The sequence below is a fragment of the Winogradskyella psychrotolerans genome, assembly GCF_018860565.1.
GTDB lineage: Bacteria > Bacteroidota > Bacteroidia > Flavobacteriales > Flavobacteriaceae > Winogradskyella > Winogradskyella damuponensis.
Genome location: NZ_JAHKPS010000028.1, coordinates 205,206 through 223,414 on the forward strand (window position 1 = coordinate 205,206; position 18,209 = coordinate 223,414).

The window sequence follows — 18,209 nt, forward strand, 5'->3', positions numbered from 1 at the left end:
GAGAACACATACATATTATGAGCAAAATAAAAGAAGAATTACAAAAACGCATCTTAGTTCTTGATGGCGCCATGGGAACCATGCTTCAACAATATAATTTCTCAGAAGAAGATTTTAGAGGCGAACGTTTTAAAAATTATCCATCTCCATTAAAAGGCAATAACGATTTATTATCCATAACGCAACCAAAAGCCATAGCAGAAATTCACGCTAAATATTTTGAAGCTGGAGCAGATATTGTTGAAACCAACACATTCTCTGGTACTACAATCGCCATGGCAGATTATGACATGGAAGATTTAGTCTATGAGTTGAATTATGAATCGGCTAAAATAGCCAAAGAAGTGGCTGATAAATTCACTAAAGCAAATCCTGAAAAACCACGTTTTGTAGCCGGAAGTATTGGCCCAACAAATAAAACAGCAAGTTTATCACCAGACGTTAACCGACCAGAATACAGAGCCATTACTTTTAACGAATTACGTATTGCCTATAAACAACAAGTAGAAGCGTTAATTGATGGCGGTACCGATTTACTTTTAGTGGAAACTATTTTTGATACTTTAAATGCAAAAGCCGCTTTATTTGCCATTGAAGTAGTCAAAGAAGAACGACATATTAATATTCCAATTATGGTTTCTGGAACCATAACGGATGCTTCAGGAAGAACCCTATCCGGGCAAACCGTAGAAGCATTTTTAACCTCAATATCACATATTCCCTTATTAAGTGTTGGCTTTAATTGTGCCCTTGGTGCACAACAGTTAAAACCGTATTTACAGCGTTTATCTAATGAAACGGATTTCTATACCTCAGCACACCCAAATGCAGGATTACCAAATGCTTTTGGAGAATATGACGAAACACCAAAACAAATGCAAGGCTATATTGAAGACTACCTTAAAAATAACCTTATCAATATTATTGGCGGCTGTTGTGGCACAAGTCCCGCGCATATTAAAGCCATTGCAGATGTCGCAAAAAATTACAAACCAAGATTAATACAAGAATTAGCATAATGGCAGAATCTGATTGTAAGAAATACTTAACCTTATCTGGATTAGAACCTTTAGTGGTAACACCAGACAGTAACTTTATTAATATTGGAGAACGAACCAATGTAACTGGTTCTCGAAAATTTCTTCGTCTCATAAAAGAAGAAAAATACGATGAAGCTCTAGAGGTGGCGAGAGATCAAGTCGATGGAGGCGCACAAATTCTAGATGTTAATATGGATGAAGGGATGCTCGATGGGGTTTATGCCATGACGACCTTTTTAAACCTCATCGCTTCAGAGCCCGATATTTCTAGAATCCCCTTAATGATAGATAGTTCTAAATGGGAAATCATTGAAGCGGGCTTACAAGTGGCTCAAGGAAAATGTGTGGTTAATTCTATTAGTTTAAAAGAAGGTGAAACGCAATTTAAACACCACGCCAAACTCATCAAACGTTACGGAGCCGCAGTTGTGGTAATGGCTTTTGATGAAGACGGCCAAGCGGACACTTACAACAGACGAATCGAAATCTGTAAACGTTCCTATCATATTTTGGTGAACGAACTTAAATTTCCTGCGCAAGACATCATCTTTGACCCTAATATTTTTCCAGTAGCCACAGGCATGGAGGAACATCGCAGAAATGCGCTCGACTTTTTTGAAGCGACCAAATGGATTCGTGAAAATTTACCATATGCTAACGTTTCTGGAGGTGTAAGCAATGTGTCGTTTTCGTTTAGAGGAAACAATATCGTTCGTGAAGCCATGCACTCTGCCTTTTTATATCATGCCATTAAAAACGGTATGAACATGGGCATTGTAAATCCAACCATGTTAGAAGTTTACGATGAAATAGACAAAGATTTATTAGAGCGTGTTGAAGATGTTTTATTTGACAGACGCGATGATGCTACAGAACGTTTATTAGATTTTGCAGAATCGGTAAAAGGACAGAAAAAAGAACACGAGGATAAGGTTTTAGAATGGAGAAGTCATCCGTTGCAAGATCGAATTACACATGCTTTAGTAAAAGGTATTGATGCCTTTATCTTGGAAGATGTTGAAGAAGCACGAATGGCATCCGCCAAACCCATTGAAGTTATAGAAGGTCATTTAATGATTGGGATGAATGTGGTTGGCGATTTATTTGGAAGCGGTAAAATGTTTCTACCTCAGGTGGTAAAATCGGCTCGTGTAATGAAAAAAGCCGTCGCATATTTACAACCGTTTATTGAAGCTGAAAAAGACGGCAAACAAGAGTTCTCCGGTAAAATTTTAATGGCGACAGTAAAAGGTGATGTTCATGATATTGGAAAAAATATTGTAAGCGTTGTGTTAGGTTGTAATAATTACGAAATCATTGACCTTGGTGTTATGGTACCACCAGAAAAAATTATTGAAACCGCCATTAAAGAAAAAGTAGATATTATTGGTTTAAGTGGCTTAATTACGCCTTCGCTAGATGAAATGGTCTATGTTTCTAAAGAACTCGAAAAACAGAATGTAAAAATCCCACTTATTATTGGTGGTGCAACAACCTCTAGAGCGCATTCTGCTGTGAAAATTGCACCGCACTATAACAATACAGTGGTGCATATTAATGATGCCTCGAGAGCGGTAACGGTAGTTGGAAATTTACTTCAAAACGATAGTCGAATTTATAAAAATCAGATTCGAGAAGAGTATGATGCATTCCGTGAACAATTCTTAAAGCGTACCAAGAAAAAAGACTATTTAACGCTTTCGGATGCTCGAAAAAACAAGTTAAAAATCGATTGGAACACCTCTAACATCGTAAAACCTCAGCAATTAGGCATTCAAATTATAGATGATTTTGACATCACTAAATTGGAAGAATTTATAGATTGGTCACCCTTTTTTAGAAGTTGGGATTTACATGGCAAATATCCAGATATACTAACAGATACCGTTGTTGGAGAGCAAGCCACAGAGTTGTTTGCAGATGCTAAAATATTATTGAAACGTATTTTTGAAGAAAAGCTCTTAACAGCTAAAGCCATTTTTGGATTATTTGAAGCTAATACGGTTAATGATGATGATATTGAAGTGACAATCTCTGATGATTATACTGAACTTGATTTAGTGTCTCAGAAAGAAGGTCTCGACGGCACTCGACCAGACAAATTAAAATTCTTAACCCTTCGTCAGCAATCCAAAAAAGCCCAAGGTAAACCCAATATTGCACTAGCCGATTTTATTGCACCTAAAGCTTCAGGAAAACAAGATTATATGGGATGTTTTTGTGTATCCACGGGATTTGGAACAGCTGCATTAGCTGCTCAATTTGAAGCGGAACACGACGATTATAATTCCATTATGATTAAAGCCTTAGCTGATCGTTTGGCAGAAGCTTTTGCGGAATACCTACACAAAGAAGTCAGAACCAAACATTGGAGCTATGCAAAAAACGAAAACTTAACTAATGCCGATTTAATAAAGGAACAGTATAAAGGTATTCGTCCCGCACCTGGTTATCCTGCTTGCCCAGACCATTTAGAAAAGACCAGCATTTGGAAACTTTTAAATGTAGAAGAAACCATTGGAGTAAAACTCACGGAAAGTTTAGCCATGTGGCCAGCGGCAAGTGTTAGTGGTTATTATTTTGGAAATCCCGAAGCCAGATATTTTGGATTAGGAAAGATAAAAGAAGACCAAGTGGAAGATTATAGTAAAAGACGACACATAAGCATAGATGAGGCTACAAAATGGTTGAGCCCAAATATTGCAGATTAATAGAGTTACAATTATAGACCTAGCAGGTTTTAAAAACCTTGCAAGTCAAAAAATAATGTCTATAAAAAATTAAGATTAAACATTAAAGAGATACCTGCTTTCGCAGGCAATAGTATGAAAGTAACAGACCACATAAAAAACGCGAACGGAAAAACACAATTCTCTTTTGAGATATTACCTCCATTAAAAGGGCAGCATATTCAGTCTATTTTTGACAATATAGATCCATTAATGGAATTTAAACCACCATTTATTGATGTTACTTATCACAGGGAAGAATATGTTTTTAAAGAAGTTGAAAATGGATTACTAAAAAAACAAGTTGTTAAAAAACGACCTGGAACAGTTGGGATTTGTGCTGCGATTCAGAATAAATACGGAGTAGATGCTATTCCTCATATTTTGTGTGGAGGCTTTACCAAAGAAGACACAGAAAACTTCTTAATTGATTTGGATTTTTTGGGCATTGAAAATGTTATGGCATTACGTGGTGATGCCGTTAAAAGTGAAACCTACTTTAAACCTGAAAAAGAGGGTCATAATTATGCCTGTGAACTCGTAGCTCAAATTGATGATATGAATAACGCTAAGTATTTAGATGATGCCTTACAAAACAGCTCTGCTACAAATTTTTGTATTGGCGCAGCTGCATATCCAGAAAAACACATGGAAGCACCTAGCTTAGATAGTGATATTCATTTCTTAAAAAAGAAAATTAAAAATGGGGCGACCTATATTGTAACTCAAATGTTTTTTGATAATCAGAAATATTTTGATTTTGTTGCTAAATGCCGAAAAGAAGGCATAACAGTTCCTATTATCCCTGGACTAAAACCTATTGCGACTAAAAAACAACTGAATCTAATTCCACACCGTTTTCATGTAGATTTACCAGAAGAATTAATTATTGCAATCGTAAAATGCAAAGACAATAAAGCGGTACGACAAGTAGGAATTGAATGGTGTATTCAACAATCCAAAGCGCTTCAAGATGCAGGCATACCTGTGCTGCATTATTATTCTATGGGAAAAAGTGACAATATTCAGGCTATTGCTTCTGCGTTATTTTAGATAAAAAATATATGTGTTTCTCAAAAATTAAGGAACTACAATTGATGAATTAATCCAACATCCTATTTCTATGGTTTTACCAGACATATCTCTGAGAAATATGTCTTCTTTTGTTGGCGCTTTTGCTTCATAATTTGCCACATATTGATTCACTAATTTTTGTAATGTAGGATCTACCCTAGAACCTTTCTTTGCTTCTTTAGCGGCTAACCAATATACAGCTCTTTGATAAAAATTATCCTTACCACAATGCTTTGCACTTTCACCATACATTTCGGCAATTAACACATGCGGATTTCCGTTCGCAGGATTTAACTTTAAAGCTTTATTAAAATAGCCTCTTGCTTTACTATATTGTTTCTGTTTCTTAAGAATAACACCAATTCTTAGTGCTAATTTTGATTTTTTAAATGTATCTGTTTCTAACTCATAAGCCTCTTCTAAAAATTTAAAAGCTTCTGCTGTTTTATTCTTTTTAATTAAAATGGTTGCAACGTAAACTTTTGTATCGGCTGATGGTGAAACCTCATCATATTGTTTTACAAGTTTTTCATAGAGTGCCGCTTCTGTGCATTCCTTATGATACATTCTACTTACAGCGCGTTTTAACCAAACAGCATCATTTTTATTAATTTCAAACGCTTTAGTATAAAGTGGAATTAAATTATCGCAATTGGCTTTTTTACTCAGTATTGCATCAATATTCCCCTGAATAAGTGCATAATTTTTAAGGTAGCTTTCATAGACTTTTTTTCTGTTTTTTTCTTTTGAGGACAGTGCTTCTCCGCTTTCCATTTTTAAGACTAATTCATTTAATTTTTCTGAATAATTCTGAATTTCAACTTGAATTTTCTCGCTAACATCGTCATAAGTATTAAACAGTTCTGCATCTGTTTTCTTAGCTGCATCATACAAATCTACCATTACCGAGAAATAAGTATAAAGACTCTTAGGGTGTGTGAAGGTTTTTGAATCTGCTATAAATGTATTGTTAAAGCAATCATATAATTCATCATTGCTTTTCTTGAAGTTATCTTTATAATCATATTGCAGCTGACAAATTTTAGCATCATACTCTCCTTTAGATGTTCTATTGGTAAAATAGTGTTGTCGCTCTGTCCATAAATTGATTAAGTCTTGAAGAAACTCTAATTTTAAATCGTCTACAGAATTTTCAATTTTATATTTTAAAATCTTTTCACCATCTATATAAATAGCTATATTTAAATTCGGACATTCAGTCCTTACGTATAGCCAAGGCTCATAGGCAGCATCGTACTTTTTTGCCTTTACATTTTCATGAAAAATTGAAAGTTTAGTATTACATACTTCCTTTTGGGCATTAATAGTCCCTAAACTACATATAAAAATAATACAAAAGAGGATGGATTTCTTTGTCATAATGAGGTTGTTTATAGTTAGTTACAAGCTATAAAGCCACAAAAAACATACCAAAGACCTGAAAAACAACATTATACGCTCACATACATATAACTTCCACAACACGACACATGCAAACATTTAACAAACAAGCCGTTAAACCAAAAACACTATTTCTTTTTAGTAAAAATATTCAAAGTTAGTCCCGAAATAATAAGTAAAATACCTATCAAACTCCAAATGGTATAAATTTCCTTAAACCAGACCAAGCCAATAATAATTGTAAAAATGACTTCAAGATATTTAAGAGGTGCTATTTGGTTGGTTTCTCCAGCTTGCATTGCTTTTGTCATATATAACTGAGCAAAATACCCAAAAACACCTAGACTTAACAATATAAGCCATTCTTTACCTACTGGATTTACCCAAGCATTAATTGATAAAACCCCACCAATTACAGCCGAAATAATCATAAAATGATTGACCACCACCACTGGGTGATCTTCATTTCCTATTTTTCTAATAGTGATATAAACTAATCCTACAAAAACCGCAGAAACTAAGGCGAAGACCATCCCTTTAATTTCTAATTCGGTATCAAATCCTTTTAAAACTAACACTCCTAAAAAAGCCATTAAAAAAAAGAACCATTGTATAGATTTTATTTTTTCCTTTAGAAATAATAATGCAAAAAGAGCGGCAAAAATTGGACCTATATATCGTATTGAAACAGCTGTACCCATTGCAATATACTTTATAGATAAAAAGAATAAAGTCATAGATATGAGCCCGAATATACTTCGCATTATCAATAGCCCTTTTTTATTTCCCAATAAAGAAATCTTATGTTTTAATAAAAATGGTATTGTAAAAAACAGAGAACCAATGGACCTAAAAAAGACAATTTGATAAACTCCAAAATTATTTAATGACTTTACAAATACATTTAAAAATGTAAACGCTAGTGCACTAATTATCATGTATTGAATGGCTTGTTTCAAAATATTGATTATTGTAATTAATGCAAGGTTATAACTATTTTAATGTTTTTCTTTAAATAAAAAACATTATCTAAAATAGCAAAGTAAAACCTTAGTTGCCTTTTAATAAATTTATTAGACTATTATACGAAAGTTGTTTTACCTCTTCAAGCGATTGATTACTGTCAATATTTAGTAATTCTATAGAAAGTGAATTCCCTTCAAATTGTGATTTTTGTTTACTTTCTGATGAAATAATAATGGCTCCTTCAATAGAACCATCGTTAAGATTTTTAATGTAGTTTAACTCCTTCTCATAAGAATTAAACGACTGATAAAACAGAATTCTATACCCAAATCTTTCTGCAGATTTCTGTAAATAGCATAGAGAATGGCTATAACATGCTTTGGTTACTTCAGGTAATATAACTGCAATAGACTCTGTTTTTTTTATTCTAAGAGAAACAGCATAATTATTAGGTACATAATTATGCTGTTTAGCTATTGTATTAATTGTTTTTCGTGTAGCTTCACTAATCTCAAGCTTATTATTTAAAGCTTTAGATACCGTAGATATAGAATATCCAGATAAAGACGAAAGTTCCTTTATAGTTACAGCAGACGATTTCAATACTTTTTATTTTAAATCTTTAATTATTGCTAATGCATTTCTCGTATCCGATTCTATTTTAGCCAAATCATAATTACCATCAGCATTTTTAGCAATAAGTTTAGAGCCCATACCAACACATGTGACACCTGCTTTAAACCAACCTTCTAAATTTTCTTTAGTTGGAGATACTCCACCTGTTGGCATTATGCTTGTCCAAGGTTGCGGACCACGAATAGCCTTAACAAAATCGGGACCATAAATACCACCTGGAAACAATTTTACAACTTCGCAGCCTAGTTCTTCTGCCCTACAGATTTCGGTTAAAGAACCACATCCTGGAGACCAAGCCACTTTACGTCTATTACAAACTATTGCAATGTCTTCTCTTAAAACAGGCGTTACTATAAAGTTTGCTCCTAAAGCCATAAAACGAGATGCTGATGCTGCATCAGTCACAGATCCCACACCCATAATCATTCCAGGTAATTCTTTAAGTACCCATTTATTAAGTTCACCAAAAACTTCGTGAGCAAAATCTCCTCTTGCTGTAAATTCTAATAATCGTGCACCACCATCGTAAGTAGCTTTGATTACTTTTTTACTAATTTCTATATCTGCGTTATAAAACAATGGAACCATTCCGGTTTGTTTCATAACATTTGCGACTTCTATTCTTGAAAAATTTGCCATAATTTTATCTTGCTACACGTCCTGAGGCGTCACCACCCATTAATTTTTCTACTTCTGCTACAGTTACTAAATTGGCATCACCTTTAATAGTGTGTTTTAAACATGAAGCTGCAACTGCAAAATCCAATGCATTTTGGTCATCTTCAGGATATTTTAATAATCCGTAGATTAATCCACCCATAAATGAATCACCTCCACCTACACGATCAACGATATCCGTAATTTGATACTGACGTGTTTCATACATTGTTTTACCATCGTATAACACACCTGCCCAAGTATTATGAGATGCTGAAATTGAACCTCTTAAAGTTGTAATTACTTTTTTAGCTCTTGGGAATTTTTCCATCATTTGTTTACAAACCGATAAGAACGCTTCCGCTTTTACATCGTGTCCATGTTTATGTACATCTAAACCTTCAGGATGAATATTAAAATGCTTTTCAGCATCTTCTTCGTTTCCTAACACAACATCACAATACGACGTTAATTCCGTCATTATTTTTTCTCTGTGTGCTGCATCACAATACGTCCAAAGTTTAGCTCTATAATTTAAATCTGTAGAAATAGTCACTCCCATTTCACTAGCAATTTTAACAGCTTCTAAACAAGCATCTGCTGCGCCTTGAGAAATTGCAGGAGTTATACCTGTCCAATGAAACCAAGCTACATCTTTAAACACTGCTTTCCAATCTACCATTCCTGGTTCTATTTCAGAAATAGCAGAATGTGCTCTATCGTAAACAACTTTAGACCCTCTACTTACGGCTCCAGTTTCTAAGAAATAAATCCCTAAACGGTCTCCTCCATAAATAATTTTATCTACACCAACACCTCTTTTACGCATTTCCATCATAGCACATTCACCAATATCATTTTTTGGTAAACGTGTTACAAAATCTACTGGTACACCATAATTAGCTAAAGACACTGCTACGTTAGATTCACCTCCACCATACACCACATCAAAACTTGATGCTTGTGAAAATCTTAAAAATTGTTGAGGAGCTAATCGTAACATGATTTCTCCGAAAGTAACTACTTTTTTCATCCTATATTTTAATTAAATATTGTTTTGCTTAAACGTTTAAGCAAACTTTTTAAAAATAAATCAAAACAATGTTGTTTTGATTTTTAAAGTTAAAACGATACTTTTGCTTAAACGTTTAAGCAAATATATATAAACTTGGGTGAAAAAAAAAGAATAACTATAAAAGACATTGCAAATGTGTTAAAAATTTCACCTGCAGCGGTTTCTAAAGCTCTACATGATGATTCTAGAATTAGTGCTAAAACTAAAGCTGCTGTAAAACGTGTTGCAAAAGAGCTTAACTACCAACCTAATCACTTGGCTAGTGCTTTAAGAAAAGGAAAAAGTAATCTAGTTGGAGTTATTGTACCAAAAACAAATAGCAATTTCTTTTCTTCGGTTGTAGAAAACATGGAAAGTGTTTTAAATAAAGCCGGTTATAATATTATTATTACGCAGTCTAACGAGTCATTTGAAAAAGAATGCCGAAATATAGACACGCTATTATATACACAAGTGGATGGCATTATTGCATCTATGGCTAATGAAACTGTAGATTTATCTCATTACGAAAAAATTAAATCTAAGGGAATTCCATTAATTTTATTTGATAGAGGGGAAAACGATTTAAATGTAGATTATATTGGCATAGACGATTACCAAAGCAGCCATATGATAGTAGAGCATTTAATCTCTAAAGGTTGCAAACGTATTGCACATATTGGAGGTTTTAGACGCACTAGAATTTATAATAATAGAATTCGAGGTTATATTGATGCGATACATGAACACCATTTACCTCAAGACGATGTTTTATTAATAGAAAGCAATCTAGATCTTGAAGATGGCAGAATAAAAATGAAAGAATTACTTGCATTAGATCATCCGCCAGATGCCGTTTATGTTGCTAGTGATTACGCAGCCTTAGGAGCGCTTCAAGTTTTAAACGAACAACATATAAAAGTTCCTGAAGACATATGTTTAGTTGGATTTGGTAATGAACCTTTTACGTCGTTAGTTAGCCCAACTATTACTACTGTTAGCCAACATAGTAAGCAAATAGGTAAAATTGCAGCAGAAACGTTTTTGAAACGAATTAACACCAAAAATTGGAAGCCTAAATTGGACAAAAATATTTTAAAATCTGAATTGATAGTAAGAGACTCTTCTAATAGAGACTTATCTATTAAATCGTCCTGATGTATTGCCTTCTAAAACATTCATGACCTCATCTACATTTGAAAAATTCACATCACCTTCATAAGTATGCTTTAAGGCACTTGCTGCTGCAGCAAACTCCATAGCTTTATAATCATCAAAATGCTGCAAGCCATATATTAGTCCACCAGCAAAAGCATCACCTGTACCAATTCTATCTACAATATGTGTAATGTCTAAATCTTTAGTTTCTCTAAATTCATTACCATTCCACATTCTAGATCGTATTTTATGCCAAGAGGCATTAATTGGTGTTCTAATTTTATCGAATGTTTTTTTTATGCTCGGGAATTCTTTTAGTAATTGTTTACTTGCCGCAATAAAATCTTCGTTTGAATAATTGTAATTAGCACCTAAAACTTCATTCATTTCATTAATACCACCTATAAAAATCGTACAGTAGTTTAATAAGTCTGATAGTGTTTCTTTTGGATTGGCACCATATGTCCACAAACCACTTCTATATGTAGGATCAACAGAAATTTCGACCCCTTTTTCTCTAGCTAATTTTAATCCTTCTTTTAAAGTAAGATAACCACCTTCGCAAAGTGCTGGTGTAATCCCTGTCCAGTGAAACCATGTACAACCTTTAAGAGCTTTTTTCCAATTTACCATATTGGGAGTTATCTCAGAAAACGCAGAATGTGAGCGATTATAAGAAATTGAACTCGGCCGCATTACTGCTCCTACTTCGAGAAAATAGACGCCTAAAGGTCTATTAGAACGTACTAATGCTGATGTGCTAACACCATATTTTCTTAAATAAGATTTTGCTGTATCTCCTATAAAATCATTTGATATGGACGAAATATGTCTTACTCTGCCACCAAAATTTGCTATTGAAATAGCCACATTAACTTCTGTTCCACCAAAATAAAACTCTAAACGATTAGACTGCATAAATTTTTTATTCCCTAGAGGGGAAAGGCGCATTAAGACCTCTCCAAATGTTACCGTTTGATTCATAATTCGTTTTGTTTTCTATTAAATTTACAAAAAAATAGCCTTTCCGTGATTGAAAGGCTATTCTAAGTATTTATAAAAAATTTGCTTGTTATATCCCTAAAGCTTGTCCACCACCAATTTGAATAGTTTCTGCGGTAATAAACGATGCATCTTTACTTGCTAAGAACGAAACAACTCCTGCCACATCTTCTGGCTGACCTAATCTCCCTAACATAATATTATTTGCCCATGAAGCAAAAACTTCAGGTTTAGTTGCCTTAATTTGTGCATGGAAAGGAGTATCAATGGTACCTGGTGATACTGCATTTGCTCTAATTCCATATTCAGCTAAATCTTTTGCTAATGCTCTTGTAATAGCATGAACTCCTGCTTTAGACGTACCGTAGATACCTGCTCCAGGTCCACCAGCAGTCCATCCTGCATTTGATGTATAGTTAATTATAGAAGGGTGTTCTCCTTTTTTCAAGAAAGGAATTGCTGCTCTTGATGCAAAAAACACAGAGTCTAAGTTTAATGCCATTACATTTCTGTAAAACTCAGTTGTCATTTCTTCAAAACGAGATCTACCACCTAAACCACCTGCATTGTTTACAAGTACATCTATTCTACCATATTTCTCACCAATCTTAGTGATATTTGAAGTGACTTGTTCTTCATTTGTAACATCAAAACCAAGATATTCAGCTGTAATTCCAGCATCTGTAAGCTGTTTTACTTTTTCTGCTCCTGCATCGTCATCAATACCATTTAAAACTACAGTATATCCATCTGTACCTAATCTTTTTGCTACTTCAAAACCTATTCCTCCTGTTGCTCCTGTTACTATAGCTACTTTTCCTTTATTACTCATTTTTATTAATTTAATATATAATTATGTTATACTTTTTTTGTCACTGGTTTCACTTTTGGAATAAATATCCAAACACTTGCAACTGTTAATAATGCTAAAGTTGCTCCTATTATAAAAGCTGGTGTATAATTTCCACCGCTTGTTAACCATGGCACTAAATAAGTTAATCCCGCAGCTGTAAGTTTAGCTGCCATACCAGAAAAACCTGCTAAAGAACCTACTGTTTTCCCACTAAAAAGATCACTAGGTAGCGTCTGAACATTTCCTATTGCTGTTTGAAAACCAAATAAAATAACCGCCATTAATATTACGGCCGTTGTAGCACCTGGATTTTGCATATCTGTAACAGTCATATTTGTAGCACCAAGACCATTTAAAAAGTCAATGACAGCTGTTTCAATACCTAGTGGATTTGACATTGCTAATAATGCTGGTAACATAACAAAACAACCAAGGGTAATTACCATTTTACGTGTTTTATCAACATTCCATCCTTTTTTAAGTTTATTACGTGCTAAAATACCACCATAATAAGCGCCTACCATAGCACCTGCATAAGGCACCCAGCCATATAATGCCATTGACTTAACGTCCATAGCAAAAACTTCATTTAAATAAATTGGAATCCAGAAAACAAATAACCACCATATAGGATCGATTGCCGCTGACGCTAGTATGACACCCCAACTTTGTTTATGTCCAAGTAACTCACCTGTATTAGGGTTATACTCCTGGTCTTCTACTCCATCACCATCAAAGTCTTCATTTTTTTGCCCTGTTAAAATATATTCACGTTCTTCTTCTGTAATCCAAGGGTGATCTTTAGGTGCTGCTTTTACTAATATCCACCAAGGTATCAACCAAAGTAAACCTGCTAAACCAATAAGAATAAATATAGCTTTCCAGCTAAAATATATTGATAAGGTTGCAATTAATGGAATGGATATAATTCCGCCAATAGCTGCTCCAGAATTAAAAATTCCTTGTGCAAGCGCACGCTCTTTAGTAGGGAACCATTCTGCGTTTCCTTTAGTTGCACCAGGCCAGTTTCCTGCTTCTGAAACTCCTAATATGGCACGGAATATCCCAAAACTTAAAATACCACTAGCAAAAGCATGTAACGCTGTAGCAATAGACCAAACACCTATTGAGAGTACAAATCCCATTCGTGTACCAACCCAATCGAAAATCTTACCAAATATGGCTTGTCCAAAAGCATAGGAAAAAACGAAAATAATAGAAATTAGTGCATATATGGCTTTTGTTTCATCTGCTGTGTGTCCTGGATACAAGTCACTAGCAATTTCTGGCCAAAGAACACTGAGTGAAGTACGATCAATATAATTAATAATCGTAGCGATAGCAATTAAAGTAACTACCCACCATCTTAAACCTTTTATTTTATTTCCTGCTTTTTTCATTTATTAGAATTACGATGATTTTTTAATGTTATAGCAATATTGGTATAACACATTAAAGTGATCTTTCATTTTTTGTTTTGCTAATTTAGGATCCTGACTCTTAATTGCCTCGTATATAGCGATGTGCTCTTCTATACCTTGATTAGCTAAATTTTTATCACACACATGATATTTTTCGAAATTTGTTATAATTTTTGGTGTTATTAACAACATAAAATTATTCATAGTACTATTTCTACTCGCTTTAGCTATAGCTAAGTGAAATAATAAATCCTCTTGTACTGCATCTTCACCTGCAATAACTTTTTGGTTATAAGCCTCTAAAGCTTCTTTCATTGTTTTAAGATCTTCATCAGTTCTTCTCAATGCTGCTAAGCGAACTGTTTTTAGTTCTAATAAAATCCTAGTCTCAACTAAAGATTTAAAACCTGGTTCTTCTAATCTTAAAATATCATCTATCATTCCATTCATCGCAATGACACCAATATTAGCAACAAAAGTTCCACTTTGAGGTTTAGACTCTAAAAGTCCGTAGAACTCTAGTTTTTGAATAGCATCTCTAACATTACTCCTTGTCACTCCAAATTTTTCTGACAACATCCTTTCTGAGGGCAATTTGTCGCCAGGTTCAAGATTTTTAAGATTTATATGATCTCTAATTTTGGAAATGATTGTTTTTTGTAAATTTCTACCATCTGTTTTTGCTAATATTTCTAATTTCATATCTTACCTTTTAAATTGGTTAGCCAGTTTTAACAGGCTAAATTTATGCAAATAATATGCAAATACAACATCTTAGAGGCTATTTAATAGTCCTTAAAGAATTCCACTTACATGACATTAAAAAGTAGAATTCAATAAGACACTAACTCAACTATTTTTTTTTCTAATGACTAACTTCTAATTCGTAAAATTTTACTTTAGCAAAGGCTCCTTCATCTCTAGATTGAAAGTAATTACCTGCTTTAAAATAATTTTCAAATACTCCCCATTTTTTTATGTGAATACTTTCATAAGATTTATACTCTGTATTGTTTAAAACAATAAGCATTTTACCATCTAAAACCCGAACCTCTAAAGTAAATTTCTTAAACCCAACTTCTTGTTTAAAATTAAAACCTTCATCATCATCCCATGCGTCTTCATGTAATATTTCGGTATCTGAAGCATTTAAGTTTTTTAAGATTTTAGTTTTTACTCGTATTTTTCCTTTATCCCAATATATTTTCAATATCGGAGGTGCATTATTATCATCTTCACCAATTAAATCGCGTTGTTCATTGGTTAACCTTCCATGAATTTGCATTATGATAACGCGATGGTATTTACCATCTGAATCTCTAGTGACTTCTTCCATGGCAAGTTTACCTTTCATAGTTCCGCCTTGCTTAAACGTCCAATTGGTATTATTATCACCAGGCACCATTTGCTCTCTTAATTCTGACCTCGTGTACTTTGTATTTCTGGTCTTAGAATCTGTTGGCATAGCATGAAATACAATTGCTCCTTTTGTAGAATCTATATACATATAAGGTTTTGCAATATCCATTTTGGCAAAATTCAAAATCTCTGGCGGCTCTATTTCGTATGGCCTACCTTTTTCATTTGCCACTGGCAATGTTACTTTCCAATGACTAAGGTCTATTTTTGGTAGCTTTGCTTTTTTCTTTCTCCCTTTCTTCTTTTTCTTTTTCTTTTCAATTTTTTTATCCGATTCTGTAACGTTACTTTCCGTGTTTTGGGAAGTGACATTAGCAGATACAAATGCTATCAGTAAAAAAACTAATATTTTTTTTCGGAAATTTTTCATATTACAATAATGATTAGTCTGCTGGATATACTTTCACATTGTCAACATAAGCATCAACATCTGTAACACCATAAATAAGTATTGCAACTTCACCTGTTGCATTTGAAGTAAAAGGAATTTGAACTGTTGTAAAAACCGTTTTTCCTAAATCTTCATCTCCAACAAACATAGCTAAAGGAGCAGCATCAAAACTAGCAATGGCATCTGCACCATCATTAAAATGACCATCTATAATTCCTCCAATGATTCTATTATCGCCTGGAGCCTGTGTACCATCATTTTTTATAGCATATTCATATTCTAGAATATAGTCTACATTAGGTGAAACGACTATTGCTTGGTATGCGTATCTGGTATTAGGGCTTAGATAAGCACCTGCAGAAGTACTCATTGTCCATTTAGCACCTTTGGTTTTAGATCCATTATCTGAACCATCATAATTTAACCACGATCCATCAGAACTAGCATTAAAAGGATTTGTTGTACCTCCCGAGAATGTATCAAATTTCCAATCGCTAGTACCATCTGTAAAATCTCCATTTATAATTTCAGGAGTAATAGGTACAAACACATCTAAAAGTTCAACATCTATAGTTACCGTATCCGATGCTCCATTAGCATCACTGGCTGTTAATGTCACAGGATATATACCTTCTACTGCTGGGAATGTATAAACTGGATCTTGTTCTGTTGAAGTATCTCCTCCACCAAAATCCCACAAGTATGTTGTAGATTGAAAAGAAAGATCTGTAAACTGAATAATATTAAAATTAACAGGGTCTGGAGTGTATGAAAAGTCTGCTGTTGGTAAAACAGTATCAACTTGAGAACCAGCTTCTGGTAATTCAAATTCGTATGCGCTTTCACAGCTGTTATAAGTCACAGCTGTTATTAAACACAGGAACAGTACTGTTACTCTGTGGAAAATATTTGTTTTATTTTTCATGTCTTTAACAATTTAGTTTTTTAATTAATATCCAGGGTTTTGGCTTAAAAGACCACCACTTAAATTTATTTCTCTTGATGGAATTGGTAATAATAACTGTCTAACATTATAGTCTGGATAGTCCATTTCAGAAGCATGAGCACTTAAAACAGCATCAGCTACGCCAAACCTAACCAAATCAAAGAAACGTTGATTTTCGAAAGCCAACTCTACACGTCTTTCTGCAAGTAAAGCCGTTTTAGTAAGTACTGAAGGACGATCTGCTTCTGCATCAAAACCTGCTCTTACTCTAACTTCCATATAAGAGTCTATTGCAGCAGCATCTGTTGTTTCAGAACCACCAGCTAAAATAGCTTCTGCATGCATTAATAATACATCTGCATAACGTAAAATAATCCAATCGTTACCTGCTTGTTGAGGACTTCCTCCGTAAGTAGGTGGATTAGCTGTAATATCTGAGCCTTCAGGTAAAAACTTGATGACCTCACTGTATTGAACAAATGTTTTAAAAGAAGCTTCTGTTCTATTACCACCGTATAAAGCAAAATCTGCAATAAGATTATCGTTAACTACATTTAAGCCATCTTCTCTTCCTTGGCTATTTGTCGTTGTAAATTCTGCAGAAAAAGCTTGACTTTCATTGGCATCTCCAGTCATATATTGAATAGCAAAAATAATTTCATCATTTAATTCGTCATAAAACACATCACTAAAATTATTCTCTAAAGCAAAACCACTACCCATAATATCTAAACACAATTGCGCAGCTTCTCCATAATTAATTCCTTGAGTTAAGTACACTTTAGCTAAAAGGCCTTGTGCTGCCGCTTTTGATGCTCTAGATTTATAAGTATTATCTAAAACGTCTTTTGCTTCTACTAAATCTAAAACTATTTGCTCATAAACCTGAGCTTTAGCTACTCTAGTAAACAATATTTGATCTTCTTCTGGTCCTACTACAGAAGTTACTAAAGGCACATCACCAAACAGCCTTACTAAATTGAAATAAGCATAAGCTCTTAAAAATTTAGCTTCAGCAGCATATTTAGCTCTGTTAGCTTCGTCTGCAACGTTAATATGAGTCAATACATCATTTGCTCTAAAAATAATTTGATACATGGATTGGTAATAATCTTCTGACTGTGCATTTGTAGCATCGATTAAATATCTATGAAAATCTGCTTTAGAACCTTCAAATGTTTTACCTCTAGTGTTATCTGTACGATGTTCCGTTAAAAGGTATTCTACTTGAACACCTCTGTTTGATCTCTCATAACTCGTATCTGTATTTTCATTAACACCTTGTATAGCGTCGTAAATCCCAATAATACCAGTTAATACATCTTGATCTGAACTGTAATATGCTTCTACAACAATTGCAGTATCTGGTAATGGATTTAAAAATTCTTCAGTATCACAGGAAATGAAAACAAATCCTGTTACAGCAAAAATTAAATATTTTATATGTTTCATAATTTGGTGT

At 33.8% G+C, this 18,209-nt stretch carries 16 protein-coding genes; 4 read left to right on the forward strand and 12 right to left on the reverse strand.

What is annotated here, in order from left to right; translation table 11 throughout:
• Positions 1-17 precede the first annotated feature (17 nt).
• The 3 genes from KO504_RS14685 (at position 18) to metF (ending at position 4,822) form a co-directional block, all read left to right on the forward strand.
• On the forward strand, positions 18-1,019 hold the full coding sequence (locus tag KO504_RS14685) for a homocysteine S-methyltransferase family protein (RefSeq protein WP_215928059.1): 1,002 nt from the start codon (positions 18-20) through the stop codon (positions 1,017-1,019).
• The gene (metH, locus tag KO504_RS14690; protein ID WP_215928060.1) at positions 1,019-3,751 is read left to right on the forward strand and encodes a methionine synthase; all 2,733 of its coding nucleotides are present in this window, start codon (positions 1,019-1,021) and stop codon (positions 3,749-3,751) included. Before KO504_RS14685 ends, metH begins: the two co-directional genes overlap by 1 nt.
• A 114-nt stretch (positions 3,752-3,865) precedes the next feature.
• Positions 3,866-4,822 (forward strand): methylenetetrahydrofolate reductase [NAD(P)H], encoded by a 957-nt coding sequence (gene metF, locus KO504_RS14695; RefSeq protein ID WP_215928062.1) that lies wholly within the window; start codon positions 3,866-3,868, stop codon positions 4,820-4,822.
• Positions 4,823-4,849: 27 nt separating this feature from the next.
• Here metF and KO504_RS14700 read toward each other — a convergent pair whose 3' ends face one another.
• From KO504_RS14700 to KO504_RS14720, 5 genes are all read right to left on the reverse strand, one after another.
• Positions 4,850-6,223, reverse strand: coding sequence for a tetratricopeptide repeat protein (locus KO504_RS14700; protein ID WP_215928063.1), 1,374 nt, complete (start codon positions 6,221-6,223; stop codon positions 4,850-4,852).
• 149 nt (positions 6,224-6,372) lie between these two features.
• Positions 6,373-7,182 (reverse strand): DMT family transporter, encoded by an 810-nt coding sequence (locus KO504_RS14705; protein ID WP_215928295.1) that lies wholly within the window; start codon positions 7,180-7,182, stop codon positions 6,373-6,375.
• 112 nt (positions 7,183-7,294) lie between these two features.
• Positions 7,295-7,813 (reverse strand): LacI family DNA-binding transcriptional regulator, encoded by a 519-nt coding sequence (locus tag KO504_RS14710; RefSeq protein ID WP_215928065.1) that lies wholly within the window; start codon positions 7,811-7,813, stop codon positions 7,295-7,297.
• Between the two features lie 6 nt (positions 7,814-7,819).
• Positions 7,820-8,485, reverse strand: coding sequence for a bifunctional 4-hydroxy-2-oxoglutarate aldolase/2-dehydro-3-deoxy-phosphogluconate aldolase (locus KO504_RS14715; RefSeq protein WP_215928067.1), 666 nt, complete (start codon positions 8,483-8,485; stop codon positions 7,820-7,822).
• Between the two features lie 4 nt (positions 8,486-8,489).
• Positions 8,490-9,536, reverse strand: coding sequence for a sugar kinase (locus tag KO504_RS14720; protein WP_215928069.1), 1,047 nt, complete (start codon positions 9,534-9,536; stop codon positions 8,490-8,492).
• A gap of 135 nt (positions 9,537-9,671) precedes the next feature.
• Here KO504_RS14720 and KO504_RS14725 point away from each other — a divergent pair, with 135 nt between their 5' ends.
• Positions 9,672-10,715, forward strand: coding sequence for a LacI family DNA-binding transcriptional regulator (locus KO504_RS14725; protein WP_215928071.1), 1,044 nt, complete (start codon positions 9,672-9,674; stop codon positions 10,713-10,715).
• Here the strand turns inward: KO504_RS14725 and KO504_RS14730 are convergent.
• From KO504_RS14730 to KO504_RS14760, 7 genes are all read right to left on the reverse strand, one after another.
• Entirely contained in the window at positions 10,695-11,699 is a 1,005-nt protein-coding gene (locus KO504_RS14730) for a sugar kinase (RefSeq protein ID WP_215928073.1), read from the reverse strand. The two genes, KO504_RS14725 and KO504_RS14730, sit on opposite strands and share 21 nt — an antisense overlap.
• Before the next feature lie 88 nt (positions 11,700-11,787).
• Positions 11,788-12,549, reverse strand: a complete 762-nt coding sequence (locus KO504_RS14735; RefSeq protein WP_215928075.1) for an SDR family NAD(P)-dependent oxidoreductase — start codon at positions 12,547-12,549, stop codon at positions 11,788-11,790.
• A 26-nt stretch (positions 12,550-12,575) separates the two neighbouring features.
• Positions 12,576-13,970 (reverse strand): MFS transporter, encoded by a 1,395-nt coding sequence (locus tag KO504_RS14740; RefSeq protein WP_215928076.1) that lies wholly within the window; start codon positions 13,968-13,970, stop codon positions 12,576-12,578.
• Between the two features lie 9 nt (positions 13,971-13,979).
• On the reverse strand, positions 13,980-14,693 hold the full coding sequence (locus tag KO504_RS14745; protein WP_215928078.1) for a FadR/GntR family transcriptional regulator: 714 nt from the start codon (positions 14,691-14,693) through the stop codon (positions 13,980-13,982).
• Positions 14,694-14,856: 163 nt separating this feature from the next.
• The gene (locus KO504_RS14750) at positions 14,857-15,780 is read right to left on the reverse strand and encodes a polysaccharide lyase family 7 protein (protein ID WP_215928080.1); all 924 of its coding nucleotides are present in this window, start codon (positions 15,778-15,780) and stop codon (positions 14,857-14,859) included.
• A 13-nt stretch (positions 15,781-15,793) separates the two neighbouring features.
• Complete coding sequence (locus tag KO504_RS14755) at positions 15,794-16,726, reverse strand: PKD domain-containing protein (protein ID WP_215928082.1); 933 nt, start codon at positions 16,724-16,726, stop codon at positions 15,794-15,796.
• Positions 16,727-16,750: 24 nt separating this feature from the next.
• Positions 16,751-18,199, reverse strand: a complete 1,449-nt coding sequence (locus tag KO504_RS14760; RefSeq protein ID WP_215928083.1) for a RagB/SusD family nutrient uptake outer membrane protein — start codon at positions 18,197-18,199, stop codon at positions 16,751-16,753.
• Positions 18,200-18,209 lie beyond the last annotated feature (10 nt).

Excerpts from the sequence above, each read along its gene's own strand:
- KO504_RS14685 (WP_215928059.1), top strand. The coding sequence starts at position 18 with ATGAGCAAAATAAAAGAAGAATTACAAAAACGCATCTTAGTTCTTGAT.
- metH (WP_215928060.1), top strand. The coding sequence starts at position 1,019 with ATGGCAGAATCTGATTGTAAGAAATACTTAACCTTATCTGGATTAGAA.
- metF (WP_215928062.1), top strand. The coding sequence starts at position 3,866 with ATGAAAGTAACAGACCACATAAAAAACGCGAACGGAAAAACACAATTC.
- KO504_RS14700 (WP_215928063.1), bottom strand. The coding sequence starts at position 6,223 with ATGACAAAGAAATCCATCCTCTTTTGTATTATTTTTATATGTAGTTTA.
- KO504_RS14705 (WP_215928295.1), bottom strand. The coding sequence starts at position 7,182 with ATGATAATTAGTGCACTAGCGTTTACATTTTTAAATGTATTTGTAAAG.
- KO504_RS14715 (WP_215928067.1), bottom strand. The coding sequence starts at position 8,485 with ATGGCAAATTTTTCAAGAATAGAAGTCGCAAATGTTATGAAACAAACC.
- KO504_RS14720 (WP_215928069.1), bottom strand. The coding sequence starts at position 9,536 with ATGAAAAAAGTAGTTACTTTCGGAGAAATCATGTTACGATTAGCTCCT.
- KO504_RS14730 (WP_215928073.1), bottom strand. The coding sequence starts at position 11,699 with ATGAATCAAACGGTAACATTTGGAGAGGTCTTAATGCGCCTTTCCCCT.
- KO504_RS14735 (WP_215928075.1), bottom strand. The coding sequence starts at position 12,549 with ATGAGTAATAAAGGAAAAGTAGCTATAGTAACAGGAGCAACAGGAGGA.
- KO504_RS14740 (WP_215928076.1), bottom strand. The coding sequence starts at position 13,970 with ATGAAAAAAGCAGGAAATAAAATAAAAGGTTTAAGATGGTGGGTAGTT.
- KO504_RS14745 (WP_215928078.1), bottom strand. The coding sequence starts at position 14,693 with ATGAAATTAGAAATATTAGCAAAAACAGATGGTAGAAATTTACAAAAA.
- KO504_RS14750 (WP_215928080.1), bottom strand. The coding sequence starts at position 15,780 with ATGAAAAATTTCCGAAAAAAAATATTAGTTTTTTTACTGATAGCATTT.
- KO504_RS14755 (WP_215928082.1), bottom strand. The coding sequence starts at position 16,726 with ATGAAAAATAAAACAAATATTTTCCACAGAGTAACAGTACTGTTCCTG.
- KO504_RS14760 (WP_215928083.1), bottom strand. The coding sequence starts at position 18,199 with ATGAAACATATAAAATATTTAATTTTTGCTGTAACAGGATTTGTTTTC.